The organism is Bacteroides sp. 14(A) (assembly GCF_000526555.1).
GTDB lineage: Bacteria > Bacteroidota > Bacteroidia > Bacteroidales > Bacteroidaceae > Bacteroides > Bacteroides cellulosilyticus.
Genome location: NZ_JAGH01000002.1, coordinates 203,870 through 218,113, shown reverse-complemented (window position 1 = coordinate 218,113; position 14,244 = coordinate 203,870). Strand labels below are relative to the sequence as shown.

10 protein-coding genes are annotated in these 14,244 nt (G+C 46.1%); all 10 read left to right on the top strand.

Annotation, left to right across the window (positions count from 1 at the left end):
• The first annotated feature begins 120 nt into the window (after nt 1–120).
• The gene (locus tag K429_RS0108630) at nt 121–2,454 is read left to right on the top strand and encodes a glycoside hydrolase family 3 N-terminal domain-containing protein (protein WP_026366637.1); all 2,334 of its coding nucleotides are present in this window, start codon (nt 121–123) and stop codon (nt 2,452–2,454) included.
• A gap of 719 nt (nt 2,455–3,173) precedes the next feature.
• Nucleotides 3,174–3,641, top strand: coding sequence for a ribosome assembly cofactor RimP (gene rimP, locus K429_RS0108620; protein WP_007210917.1), 468 nt, complete (start codon nt 3,174–3,176; stop codon nt 3,639–3,641).
• Nucleotides 3,642–3,645: 4 nt separating this feature from the next.
• Nucleotides 3,646–4,986 (top strand): transcription termination factor NusA, encoded by a 1,341-nt coding sequence (gene nusA / locus K429_RS0108615; protein ID WP_007210916.1) that lies wholly within the window; start codon nt 3,646–3,648, stop codon nt 4,984–4,986.
• Between the two features lie 68 nt (nt 4,987–5,054).
• Nucleotides 5,055–8,165, top strand: a complete 3,111-nt coding sequence (gene infB / locus K429_RS0108610; RefSeq protein ID WP_026366636.1) for a translation initiation factor IF-2 — start codon at nt 5,055–5,057, stop codon at nt 8,163–8,165.
• A gap of 101 nt (nt 8,166–8,266) precedes the next feature.
• Nucleotides 8,267–8,773, top strand: coding sequence for a CvpA family protein (locus K429_RS0108605; protein WP_007210914.1), 507 nt, complete (start codon nt 8,267–8,269; stop codon nt 8,771–8,773).
• A complete protein-coding gene (gene sufB, locus K429_RS0108600; protein ID WP_007210913.1) occupies nt 8,773–10,230 on the top strand; it encodes a Fe-S cluster assembly protein SufB in 1,458 nt (485 codons plus the stop codon). Before K429_RS0108605 ends, sufB begins: the two co-directional genes overlap by 1 nt.
• A gap of 146 nt (nt 10,231–10,376) precedes the next feature.
• Nucleotides 10,377–11,129 carry a Fe-S cluster assembly ATPase SufC gene (gene sufC, locus K429_RS0108595; protein WP_007210912.1) on the top strand — a complete coding sequence of 251 codons (753 nt, stop codon included), beginning with the start codon at nt 10,377–10,379 and terminating at the stop codon, nt 11,127–11,129.
• Between the two features lie 55 nt (nt 11,130–11,184).
• Entirely contained in the window at nt 11,185–11,622 is a 438-nt protein-coding gene (locus tag K429_RS0108590; protein WP_007216870.1) for a GxxExxY protein, read from the top strand.
• A 13-nt stretch (nt 11,623–11,635) separates the two neighbouring features.
• Entirely contained in the window at nt 11,636–12,979 is a 1,344-nt protein-coding gene (gene sufD / locus K429_RS0108585; protein WP_026366635.1) for a Fe-S cluster assembly protein SufD, read from the top strand.
• 23 nt (nt 12,980–13,002) lie between these two features.
• A complete protein-coding gene (locus K429_RS0108580; protein ID WP_026366634.1) occupies nt 13,003–14,217 on the top strand; it encodes an aminotransferase class V-fold PLP-dependent enzyme in 1,215 nt (404 codons plus the stop codon).
• The last annotated feature ends 27 nt before the right edge of the window (nt 14,218–14,244 follow it).

Sequence of the window (14,244 nt, the reverse complement as noted above, 5' to 3'; positions counted from 1 at the left end):
CCACAGATTACGCAGATTGACACGGATTGAATACAATATATATAAATAATCTGTGTGAATCTGTGTGATCTGTGGTAACTTTTGACATATCTTTGCCTCCGAAAACCCAAAAACAATACCATGAATAGAAAATTAATCTTATCCGCAGCCCTCTCCGGGCTGATGTTGATCGCTACGGCGCAAACTACAGTGGCTCCTGCCATCCCAAGAGACGGGAAAATAGAAAAGAAGGTAGAAGCCTTGCTCAAGAAGATGACCCTTGAAGAGAAGATTGGGCAGATGACCGAGCTTACCATTGACGTCATTACCAAACGTGATAATTCGACCCAAGAATTTCAGATAGACGATGCTTTGCTGGATACCGTTATCGGCAAATACAAAGTCGGCTCTATCCTGAATGTACCCCAGGGCGTTGCCCAATCCAAAGAGAAGTGGGAAGAAATCATCCGGAAGATACAGGACAAATCGATGAAAGTCATGGGTATTCCTTGTATTTATGGTGTAGACCAGATACATGGAACAACTTATACATTGGGCGGAACTTTCTTCCCTCAGGGCATCAATATGGCAGCTACCTTCAACCGCGAACTGGTGCGTGAAGGTGCCCGCATCTCCGCTTATGAAACCAAGGCCGGAAGTATCCCCTGGACCTATGCTCCGGTGCTCGACCTGGCACGTGACGCCCGCTGGCCCCGTCATTGGGAGAACTACGGCGAAGATTGCTACGTGAATGCCGAAATGGGGCGCGAAGCCGTATTCGGTTTTCAGGGCAGTGATCCTAACCATATAGGAAAGCAACAAGTGGCCGCCTGCATCAAGCATTATATGGGTTACGGTGTGCCTGTTTCCGGTAAAGACCGTACCCCTTCGTCCATCACCGTGCAGGATATGCGCGAGAAACATTTCGCTCCGTTCCTCGAAGGTATCAAGGCAGGTGCTTTGTCTGTTATGGTGAACTCCGCCATGAACAACGGGCTTCCTTTCCATGCCAACTACGAACTGCTGACCGAGTGGCTGAAAGAGGACTTGAACTGGGACGGCATGATTGTGACCGACTGGGCGGATATCAATAACCTCTACACCCGCGATAAGATTGCAGGCAGCAAGAAAGAGGCTATCAAGATAGCTATCAATGCCGGTATCGATATGTCGATGGTGCCTTATGAATGGAGTTTCTGTACATACCTGAAAGAATTGGTGGAAGAAGGCGAAGTGCCGATGAGCCGCATTGACGATGCTGTACGCCGCGTGCTGCGCATGAAGTATCGCTTGGGCTTGTTCGAAACACCTGCTTATAATCACAAGGATTTCCCCCTGTTCGGAGGTAAAGAGCATGCTGCGGCTGCTTTGCAGGCTGCCGAAGAGTCTCTGGTCTTATTGAAGAATACCGATCACATCTTGCCGTTACCCAAAGATAAAAAACTGTTGATTACAGGTCCTAATGCCAACTCCATGCGTACGCTCAACGGTGGTTGGTCTTACACTTGGCAAGGACACAGGGCGGATGAATTAGCGGCGGATTATAACACCATTCTTGAATCGTTCACTCAGAAGTTCGGTGCTTCCAATATCATCTATGAGCCGGGTGTCACTTATAAGGAAGGTGGCGCATGGTGGGAAGAGAATGCTCCGGAAATAGATAAGGCCGTAGCTGCTGCCGCCAATGCGGATTATATCATCGCTTGTGTGGGTGAGAACTCCTATTGCGAAACTCCGGGTAACCTGAACAACCTCTTCCTCTCCGAAAGCCAACTCAATCTGGTGAAAGCATTGGCTGCCACCGGAAAGCCGGTTGTTTTGGTTCTGAACGAAGGCCGTCCGCGCATCGTCAACGAAATAGAACCGTTGGCAAAGGCTGTTATCAACACCATGCTTCCGGGTAACTATGGAGGCGATGCTTTGGCAAACCTCGTGGCAGGAGACGCCAACTTCAGCGGTAAAATGCCTTATACTTATCCGAAGGAAATCAATTCATTGTTCACTTACGACTACAAGCCGTGCGAAGACCTTGAAAAGATGTCGGGTGCTTATGATTACGATGCCGTGATGTCCGTGCAATGGGCATTTGGTTACGGATTGAGCTACACTACCTATGCTTACAGCAATCTCAAAGCGGATAAAACCAACTTTACGGCTGACGATGTACTTACTTTCACCGTTGATGTGAAGAATACCGGTAACCGTATCGGCAAGGAAAGCGTTCTGCTGTTCAGTAGCGATCTGATCGCTTCCCTGACTCCTGATATCCGCCGCCTGCGTGCTTTTGAGAAAGTAGAACTGCAACCGGGAGAAACGAAAACCGTTACGCTGAAAGTGAAAGGCTCCGACCTTGCTTTCGTGGGTTATGATGGCAAATGGATTCTGGAAAAAGGCGACTTCCGCATACAGACGGGTAATCAAACTTTGAATATTACTTGTACGGATACCAGGAAATGGGATACGCCGAATAAATAAAAATATATAAAAGTTCAGGTACATTTTACCTCCTATGGATAGAGCCAATAGTTCCCTTATTTCGAACTATTGGCCTTCTAGTATGCAGAAAGATAGTAAAAAGCCTGTATTACTTACGCTCCGTTTTTATAAAAGAGTGGAAATAGCATCTTGTTCTGTCTCCTAAAGGAATATAAATACGGAATATTGAATAATATACTGTCGTTATACAGACTTTATGCAAGATAACTATGCATCTTACGCCTCAAAACTATATATCTAATGTCTGCTATCTATATATCTAACGCTTACGATCTATATATCTAATACTTGCCATCTATATATGGAACGCCTACGATCCATATATCCAATGCAAACCAACAGTTTATGGTTGCCAAACCGCGTCTGTTTTATTTTTCAGCATTGTCCGTATTTATGTATCCCTCTGTCAGTCTGCCGGATACACTTTTTTACTTGCGTATTTCCATTCAGACCGGCGGAAGGACGGATATACGGCATTCTCCTTATGCATAAAATACAAAATGTCAGAATCGACCTTGCCATATCGAAGCGGTTTTACAGAAGTCATTTGCATTACTTTCTTCTTTCAGGAGCGTTAAATCATTCTTTTTTTCTCTAATATTTTGTAGTCGAATAGATTATTTATATCTTTGCAACCGCAATGGATGAAAGGTGGAGGGGCAATTAAGCTCCTTTTTTTGTTCTTATATAGTTAATCAATGGTAGAAAAGAAAACTGTTTGTCAGATTGTTGACGAGTGGCTGGACGGAAAAGAGTACTTTCTGGTGGAAGTAGCTATCAGCCCGGACGACAAGATTGTGGTGGAAATTGACCACAAAGAAGGGGTTTGGATTGAAGATTGTGTGGAGTTGAGCCGATACATCGAATCCAAGTTGAACCGTGAGGATGAGGATTATGAGTTGGAGGTAGGTTCTGCCGGTATCGGACAGCCATTTAAAGTGTTGCAACAGTACACCAACCACATCGGAAAAGAAGTGGAAGTGCTGAGAAAAGATGGACGCAAGTTGTGCGGCGTGCTGAAGGCAGCCGATGAACAGCATTTCACTGTAACTGTAGAGAAGAAAGTGAAACCCGAAGGAGCCAAGCGTCCCCAGCTGGTGCAGGAAGACGAAATGCTTGCGTATGATGAAATAAAATATACTAAATACTTAATCAGTTTTAAATAAGACTATGGCCAAGAAAGTAGAAACTATCAGCCTGATAGATACATTTTCGGAATTTAAGGAACTGAAAAATATCGATAGAACCACCATGGTGAGCGTGCTCGAAGAGTCGTTCCGTAGTGTGATCGCGAAGATGTTCGGCACCGATGAGAATTACGACGTAATTGTGAACCCGGACAAGGGCGACTTCGAAATATGGCGCAACCGTGAAGTAGTGGCGGATGAAGACCTGGAAAATCCGAACTTGCAGATTGCATTATCGGAAGCACAGAAAATAGATGCTTCTTATGAAGTGGGCGAGGAAGTGACGGATGAAGTAATCTTCGCGAACTTCGGACGACGTGCCATCCTGAACCTGCGTCAGACGTTGGCCTCTAAAATTTTGGAACTGGAAAAAGACAGTATCTATAATAAATATATTGATAAGGTGGGTAATATCATCAATGCGGAAGTATACCAGATATGGAAGAAGGAAATGCTGCTGCTCGATGATGAAGGAAACGAATTGCTGCTGCCCAAGACGGAACAGATTCCGAGCGATTTCTATCGCAAGGGAGAAACGGCGCGTGCCGTGGTGGCCCGTGTGGACAACAAGAATAACAATCCGAAGATTATCCTTTCCCGTACATCGCCTGTATTCCTGCAGCGTCTGTTCGAGATGGAAGTGCCCGAAATCAATGACGGACTGATTACCATTAAGAAGATTGCCCGTATCCCCGGTGAGCGTGCCAAGATTGCCGTTGAGTCGTACGACGACCGTATCGACCCGGTAGGTGCCTGCGTAGGTGTAAAGGGTAGCCGTATTCATGGCATTGTTCGTGAGTTGCGCAACGAGAATATTGACGTAATCAACTATACGTCCAATATCCAGTTGTTTATTCAGCGTGCCCTCAGCCCCGCGAAGATATCTTCTATTCGTCTGAATGAAGAAGAACGTAAGGCAGAAGTATTTCTGAGGCCTGAAGAGGTTTCGCTGGCTATTGGTAAAGGCGGTTTGAATATCAAACTTGCCAGTATGTTGACCGAGTACACCATTGACGTATTCCGTGAGTTGGATCAGGCTGTTGAGGATGAAGATATCTATCTGGATGAGTTCAGAGACGAAATTGACGGTTGGGTGATTGATGCCATCAAGTCGATTGGTATCGATACAGCGAAGGCCGTGCTGAACGCTCCGCGCGAGTTGTTGATTGAAAAGACCGACTTGGAAGAAGAAACGGTGGACGAGGTATTACGCATTTTAAGTTTGGAGTTTGAAGAAGGCGAACCTGAATTGGAACCGGCACCTGAGGTTGTGCCTGAGACAGAGCCCGAGGTTGCCCCTGAGGCAGAGCCCGAGGCAGAATAAAGTGTCTGTCGACATCTGTTTCTGTTTGCACTAACTTCTTTCTCCACATTATTCATTAATTTTTTAGTATGACGATAAGGTTAAATAAAGTAACAAGAGATTTGAATGTAGGAATTTCAACGGTCGTTGAGTTCTTGCAGAAAAAAGGATTTGCCGTTGAGGCAAACCCCAACACAAAAATTAACGAGGAGCAATATGCCTTGCTCGTGAAAGAGTTCAGTACAGATAAGAATCTTAGACTTGAATCGGAACGTTTCATTCAGGAACGGCAGAATAAAGACCGTAACAAAGCATCGGTATCTATCGATGGTTACGAAGCTGAGACTACGGAGAAACCGAAAGTTGAAGAAATAAAGACTGTTGTACCCGAAGATGCACGTCCGAAGTTTAAACCTGTCGGAAAAATAGACTTGGATAAACTGAACCGGAAACCGGTAGTAGAAAAAGTGGAAGAAAAGAAAGTGGAAACATCTGCGCCTGTGGTAAAGGAAGAACCTAAACCGCAGCCCAAACCGGAACCGAAGCCTGAGTTCAGACCGGAACCGAAGCCGGAACCCAGACCGGAATTAAAGCCCGAACCGAAACCGGAACCGAAGCCGACTCCGGCTCCCGAACCGGCTCCTGTGGTGAAAGAAGAACCGAAGCCAGCAGTCGTTGCAGAAAAACCTGCACCCAACCCCGCTCCGGTAGTAGCGAAAGAAGTAGTAAAAAAAGAAACACCTGCTCCCGCGGCACCTGTCCGGGAAGAGGCGAAACCTGCTGTGGCAGAAGAAGCGCCTGCAAAGAGTGGTGAGGCGGAAATCTTCACAATTCACAAGCCGGAGTTTGTTTCTAAGATCAATATCATCGGTCAGATTGATTTGGCGACATTGAACCAGTCTACACGCCCTAAGAAGAAATCCAAAGAGGAGAAACGTAAGGAGCGCGAAGAGAAGGAGAAGATTCGTCAGGATCAGAAGAAGCTGATGAAAGAGGCGATCATCAAAGAAATCCGCCGCGAAGACACCAAAGCGAAGGATGGCAAGGAGAAAGATGCCGATGCCAACGCCAACAAGAAGAAACGTCTCCGCATTAATAATAATAAGGAGAAGGTGGATATCAACAATGCATCCAACTTCCAGCGTGGAGGCGACAACCGTGGTGGTGGAGGTAAAGGACCTCATGCCGGCGGCGGTCAGCAAGGTGCCGGTGGTGGTAATAATCACCAAGGTGGCAACAAGAACAACCGTAACAACAATAACAGGGATCGTTTCAAGAAACCGGTCATCAAGCAGGAGGTTAGCGAGGAAGACGTAGCTAAGCAGGTAAAAGAAACCTTGGCACGCCTCACTTCCAAAGGTAAGAGCAAGACTTCCAAATACCGTAAGGACAAGCGCGATATAGCGAACAGCCGTATGCAGGAGCAGGAAGACCGCGAAATGGCGGACAGCAGAGTGCTGAAGATAACGGAATTCGTGACTGCCAACGAGTTGGCAAGCATGATGGATGTTTCCGTGACGCAGGTCATCGCTACTTGCATGAGTATCGGTATCATGGTGTCTATCAACCAGCGTCTGGATGCTGAAACCATCAATCTGGTGGCGGAAGAGTTCGGATACAAGACTGAATATGTCAGTGCGGAAGTGGCACAGGCCATTGTAGAGGAGGAGGATTCTGAAGAGGATCTGGAACCGCGCGCGCCGATTGTTACCGTCATGGGTCACGTAGACCACGGTAAGACATCATTGCTCGACTATATCCGTAAGGCGAACGTTATTGCCGGTGAAGCCGGTGGTATCACGCAGCACATCGGTGCTTACAACGTGAAACTGGAAGACGGACGTGAGATTACGTTCCTCGATACTCCGGGTCATGAGGCGTTTACTGCTATGCGTGCCCGTGGTGCGAAGGTGACGGACGTGGTTATCATTATTGTCGCTGCCGATGATAACGTGATGCCGCAAACGAAGGAAGCTATCAACCATGCTATGGCTGCGGGTGTACCTATCGTATTCGCAATTAACAAGATTGATAAACCGACTGCCAATGCTGACAAGATTAAGGAAGAGCTGGCAAGTATGAACTATCTCGTTGAAGAATGGGGTGGCAAATATCAATCGCAAGATATCTCGGCCAAGAAAGGCTTGGGTGTGAAAGAACTGTTGGAGAAAGTATTGCTGGAAGCAGAAATGCTTGATCTGAAAGCAAACCCGAACCGTAAGGCAACAGGTTCCATCATCGAGTCTTCGTTGGACAAAGGACGTGGTTACGTAGCTACCATGCTGGTATCAAATGGTACACTTCAGGTGGGAGACATCGTACTGGCAGGTACAGCGTATGGTAAGGTGAAAGCTATGTTCAATGAACGTAACCAGCGCCTGAAAGAGGCCGGACCGTCTGAGCCGGTATTGATTCTGGGATTGAACGGTGCACCTGCTGCCGGTGATACGTTCCACGTAATCGATACGGAACAGGAAGCACGTGAAATCGCTAACAAGCGTGAACAGTTGCAACGTGAACAAGGTCTGCGTACTCAGAAGATGCTTACTTTGGATGAAGTTGGCCGTCGTCTGGCACTGGGTGACTTCCATGAACTGAATGTTATCGTTAAGGGTGACGTGGACGGTTCTGTTGAGGCGTTGAGCGATTCACTGATCAAACTGTCTACAGAGCAGGTACAGGTAAATGTAATCCACAAAGGCGTTGGAGCAATCTCCGAATCCGATGTTTCATTGGCTGCCGCTTCGGATGCTATCATCATCGGCTTCCAGGTACGTCCGTCGAATGCCGCTGCAAAGATGGCAGAGAACGAAGGTGTGGATATCCGCAAGTACTCAGTGATTTACGACGCTATCGAAGAGGTGAAGGCCGCTATGGAAGGTATGTTGGCACCGCAGGTGAAGGAGCAGGTAACTGCAACCATCGAGGTACGCGAGGTGTTCAATATCACCAAGGTAGGTCTCGTAGCCGGTGCGGTAGTGAAGACCGGAAAGGTGAAACGCAGCGACAAGGCCCGTTTGATCCGCGACGGTATCGTAATCTTTACCGGTTCTATCAATGCTTTGAAACGTTTCAAAGACGACGTGAAGGAAGTAGGTACCAACTTTGAGTGCGGTATCAGCCTGACGAACTGCAACGATATCAAGGTAGGCGATATGATCGAATCTTACGAAGAAATAGAAGTAAAACAGACTCTGTAAGCGAAATAATCTTTTAGACACGGATTACACGGATTTCACGGATTGGTTTAAAAGAAAAACCGTGCTTATCCGTGTAATCCGTGTCTTTTTTAGATATAGTTATGACAATAATAGATATCATCTTATTAGTGGTGATTGGTGCGGGAGCAGTCATCGGTTTTATAAAAGGCTTCATCAAGCAACTGGCATCCATCCTCGGATTGATTGTCGGATTGCTGGCTGCAAAAGCACTGTATGTGTCGGTAGCGGAGAGAGTCTTTTCTAAGATAACGGACTCCATGACGTTTGCCCAGATATTGGCGTTTGTTGTTATTTGGATAGTGGTTCCGTTGTTGTTCCTGCTGGTAGCGGCTTTGCTGACGAAGGCGATGGAAGCAGTCTCGCTCGGTTGGCTGAACCGCTGGCTGGGTGCCGGACTGGGCGCGTTGAAGTTTCTGCTGCTGGTGAGTCTGCTTATCTGTGTTGTCGAGTTTATCGACTCGGATAATACGATGATTGATAGAACAATGAAGGAGGAATCCGTGTTATATTATCCTATAGAGTCGTTCGCGGGAATGTTTTTCCCGGCTGCAAAAGAAGTTACAGAACAATATATACTTAATACATAATGCAACCCGAAGAACCCAATAAATATGTAAAGGAACTAACGCAGGAGAAGTACAAGTACGGCTTCACCACCGATGTACATACGGAAGTCATTGAGCGTGGGCTGAATGAAGATGTTGTACGGCTGATCTCTGCGAAGAAGAACGAGCCGGAATGGCTGTTGGAGTTCCGTCTGAAAGCATACCGTCACTGGTTGACGATGGAGATGCCTACATGGGCACATCTCCGTATTCCTGAGATAGATTATCAGGCTATTTCCTACTATGCTGATCCGTTGGCGAAGAAGAAAGACGCGCCTAAGAGCATGGATGAAGTAGACCCAGAGTTGATAAAAACCTTCAATAAGCTGGGCATCCCCTTGGAAGAACAGATGGCGTTGAGTGGCATGGCAGTGGATGCCGTGATGGACTCCGTATCTGTGAAAACTACGTTTAAGGAAACGTTGATGGAGAAAGGAATTATTTTCTGTTCCATCAGTGAAGCCGTACGTGAGCATCCGGATTTGGTGCAGAAGTATCTTGGTTCCGTAGTGGGATACCGTGATAACTTCTTTGCCGCACTGAACTCGGCGGTATTCTCCGACGGTTCGTTTGTATATATCCCGAAAGGAGTACGCTGCCCGATGGAATTGTCCACGTATTTCCGTATCAATGCGCGTAATACAGGTCAGTTTGAGCGGACACTGATTGTGGCGGATGATGATTCGTATGTTTCCTATCTGGAAGGTTGTACGGCTCCGATGCGCGATGAGAACCAGTTGCATGCCGCTATTGTGGAGATTGTGGTGCACGAGCGTGCGGAGGTGAAGTACAGTACCGTACAGAACTGGTATCCGGGTGATGCCGAAGGTAAAGGCGGTGTTTATAACTTTGTTACGAAACGTGGTAACTGCAAAGGTGCGAACAGTAAACTTTCCTGGACACAAGTGGAGACGGGATCAGCTATTACGTGGAAATACCCTTCCTGCATTCTGACTGGAGATAATTCCTCGGCTGAATTCTACAGTGTGGCGGTGACGAATAACTACCAACAGGCGGATACGGGTACGAAGATGATTCATCTGGGTAAGAATACCAGTAGTACCATTGTCAGCAAAGGTATCTCTGCCGGACATAGTGAGAACTCTTACCGTGGTCTGGTGCGTGTAGCTCAAAAGGCGGACAATGCGCGTAACTATAGTCAGTGCGATTCTTTGTTGCTGGGTGATAAATGTGGTGCGCATACCTTCCCGTATATGGATATCCATAATGAGACGGCGGTTGTGGAGCATGAGGCGACTACCAGCAAGATCAATGAAGACCAGATCTTCTATTGCAACCAGCGTGGAATTTCTACGGAGGATGCAGTAGGGCTGATTGTGAACGGTTATGCTAAGGAAGTGCTTAATAAACTGCCTATGGAGTTTGCGGTAGAGGCTCAGAAGTTGTTGGCTATTTCGCTGGAAGGCAGCGTAGGGTGATTTACTATTAGACGATTTACTATTTACTATTTTGCTGCACAATCGGCAGATGAATGGTAGATAAGTAAAAGGTCGGTAGTAATAGTGAATAGTGGAGAAGTGACATTAAATAGTAAATTGTAAATAGTCTAATAGTAAATATAAAGATGTTAGAGATAAAAGACCTGCATGCCAGTGTAAATGGCAAAGAGATATTGAAAGGCATCAACCTGTCGGTAAAAGCAGGTGAGGTGCATGCTATTATGGGACCGAACGGTTCCGGAAAGAGTACTCTTTCGGCTGTATTGGTAGGTAATCCTGCCTTTGAGGTGACGAAGGGAAGCGTGACTTTCTGCGGTAAGAACCTGTTGGACTTTTCACCGGAAGACCGTAGTCACGAGGGTATCTTTCTCAGCTTCCAGTATCCGGTAGAAATTCCGGGTGTGAGTATGGTTAACTTTATGCGTGCAGCGGTGAATGAGCAACGTAAATACAATCATCTGCCCGCTCTCAGTGCAAGCGAGTTCCTGAAGTTGATGCGTGAAAAGCGTGCCATTGTGGAACTGGATAATAAACTGGCTAACCGTTCGGTGAATGAAGGTTTCTCCGGTGGAGAGAAGAAGCGGAATGAAATCTTCCAGATGGCGATGCTGGAACCGAAATTAAGTATTCTGGATGAAACGGATTCCGGGCTGGATATCGATGCTTTGCGTATCGTAGCCGAAGGTGTGAACAAGTTGAAAACACCGGAGAACAGTACCATTGTCATCACCCACTACCAACGCTTACTGGATTATATCAAACCTGACGTTGTACATGTGCTTTACAAAGGTCGTATCGTGAAGACTGCGGGACCGGAATTGGCTCTGGAACTGGAAGAGAAGGGGTATGACTGGATTAAGAAGGAACTAGGAGAGTAATTACATTTTTTAGACGCGGATGGCACGGATGACGCGGATTTTTTATTAGTGTATTATGAGTTTGACACAGGCGGATAAAACTGATGCTATTATAAATGCATTTTATGATGTGTATAATGAGCTTGGGTATGGGTTTATTGAAAATGTATATCAGAATGCATTATATAGGGAGCTGTTGAGACGTGATATTCCCTGTGTAGCACATCCGAAAATAAATGTTTATTATAAGGATGAAGTAGTCGGTTATTATGAAGCTGATATAATTGTATATAATTCTGTTATTTTAGAATTAAAAGCGGTCACCCGACTATCTAAAGAACATGAATTGCAATTGGTCAATTATTTGAAAGCAACAGATATAGAAGTGGGATTATTATTAAACTTTGGTCCCAAACCAGAAATTAGTAGAAAGGTTTTTTCCCATTACTATAGAGAACGTCTACAGAATAATAGTGAATCCGCGTCATCCGCGTTATCCGTGTCTAAGAAATAAAATATAAACGTATATGAATGCAGAACAACAATACATAGATCTTTTCTCCCAGACGGAAGCGATGATATGCCAGCACAGCACCGAGGTGATGAATACCCCTCGTGCGACTGCGTTTGCCGACTTTGAGCGGCTTGGCTTTCCTACCCGCAAACAGGAGAAATATAAATATACCGATGTCAGCAAGTTCTTTGAACCGGACTATGGGTTGAACCTGAACCGCCTGGATATTCCGGTAAATCCCTATGAGGTATTCAAATGTGACGTACCCAATATGAGCACTTCTCTGTACTTTGTAGTGAACGATGCTTTTTACAATAAAGCGCTACCTGCTTCACATCTGCCCGAAGGAGTTATCTTCGGTAGTTTGAAGGAGATGGCGGCGAAGCATCCGGAATTGGTAAAGAAGTACTATGGCAAGCTGGCAGATACTTCAAAAGACGGAGTGACAGCATTCAATACCGCTTTTGCACAAGACGGTGTGCTGTTGTATATACCTAAGAACGTCGCTTTGGAACGTCCCATTCAGTTGGTAAACATCCTGCGTGGTGACGTGAACTTCCTGGTGAACCGCCGGGTATTGATTGTATTGGAAGATGGCGCACAGGCGCGTATGCTGGTGTGTGATCATGCCATGGATGCCGTGAATTTCCTGGCAACCCAGGTGATAGAAGTATTCGTCGGTGAGAATGCTGTCTTTGACCTTTACGAACTGGAAGAAACGCATACAAGTACCGTACGTATCAGCAATATGTATGTGAAGCAGGAAGCCAACAGCAATGTATTGCTGAATGGCATGACCTTGCATAACGGCACTTCCCGCAACACCACCGAAGTATTGCTGGCAGGTGAAGGTGCCGAAATCAACCTTTGCGGTATGGCCATTGCAGATAAGAATCAGCATGTAGACAACAATACAAGTATCGATCATGCCGTACCTAACTGCACGAGCAATGAACTTTTCAAGTATGTACTCGATGACCAGTCAGTCGGTGCATTTGCCGGTTTGGTATTAGTGCGCCCGGATGCGCAACATACCAATTCGCAACAAACGAATCGGAACCTTTGCGCTACCCGTGAGGCACGTATGTATACGCAACCGCAACTGGAAATTTATGCCGATGATGTAAAGTGTAGTCATGGCGCTACCGTTGGTCAGTTGGACGAAAATGCACTTTTCTATATGCGCCAGCGCGGTATTCCGGCACGTGAAGCCCGCTTATTGCTGATGTTTGCCTTCGTGAACGAAGTAATCGATACCATCCGTCTGGATGCATTGAAAGATCGCTTACATCTCTTGGTTGAGAAACGTTTCCGTGGTGAACTGAATAAGTGCCAGGGCTGTGCGATATGCAAGTGAGAATATATTAATACCTAAACAACATGTATGATATTCAACAGATAAGAGCCGATTTTCCGATACTATCCCGTGAAGTGTACGGCAAACCATTGGTCTATTTGGATAATGGGGCGACTACACAGAAGCCACGTTGTGTGGTGGATGCCATAACGGATGAATATTATTCTGTCAATGCCAATGTGCATCGTGGCGTACACTTTCTGTCGCAACAGGCAACGGAACTGCACGAGGCAAGTCGAGAGACAGTGCGAAAGTTTATCAATGCCGGTTCTATAAATGAAATCGTATTTACAAGGGGAACTACGGAAAGCATTAATTTGTTAGCCTCCAGCTTCGGCGAAGCATTCCTGCATCCGGGTGATGAAGTGATTGTTTCCGTAATGGAACATCATAGTAACATTGTCCCCTGGCAACTGCTGGCTGAACGGAAATGCATCAATCTGAAAGTTATTCCGATGAATGATCGCGGTGAACTTCTGATGGATGAATACGAGAAGCTTTTCACTGACCGAACGAAGATTGTGAGCGTGGTACATGTGTCCAATGTTTTGGGTACGGTTAATCCTATCAAGGAAATGATTAAGATTGCCCATAATCATGATGTACCTTTCCTGGTAGATGCGGCACAATCCATCCCTCACATGGCAGTGGACGTGAAAGATCTGGACGCTGATTTCCTTGTATTCTCCGGTCATAAAGTGTATGGGCCTACCGGTGTGGGCGTGCTTTATGGTAAGGAAGAATGGCTGAATAAGTTACCTCCTTATCAAGGTGGCGGTGAGATGATAAAGCATGTATCTTTTGAACGTACTACCTTCAATGAATTGCCGTTTAAGTTCGAAGCCGGTACTCCTGACTATATCGGTACTACGGGACTGGCGAAAGCTCTCGATTATGTTTCTGCCATTGGCATGGATAAGATTGCCGCTTATGAGCATGAATTGACGGAATATGCCACACAGCGATTGAAAACAATCCCTGGTATGCGCATCTTTGGTGAAGCTGCTGAGAAAGGGAGTGTCATCTCTTTCCTTATGGGTGATATTCATCACTTCGATATGGGCACATTGCTCGATCGTCTCGGTATTGCCGTACGTACAGGACACCATTGCGCCCAACCGCTGATGCAACGCCTCGGCATAGAAGGAACAGTGCGTGCTTCCTTTGGAATCTATAATACGAAAGAAGAAATCGATGTTTTGGTGGCAGGTATCGAACGTGTCAGCAAGATGTTCTAGTTAGTGATTAGGGGTTATCACTAACCC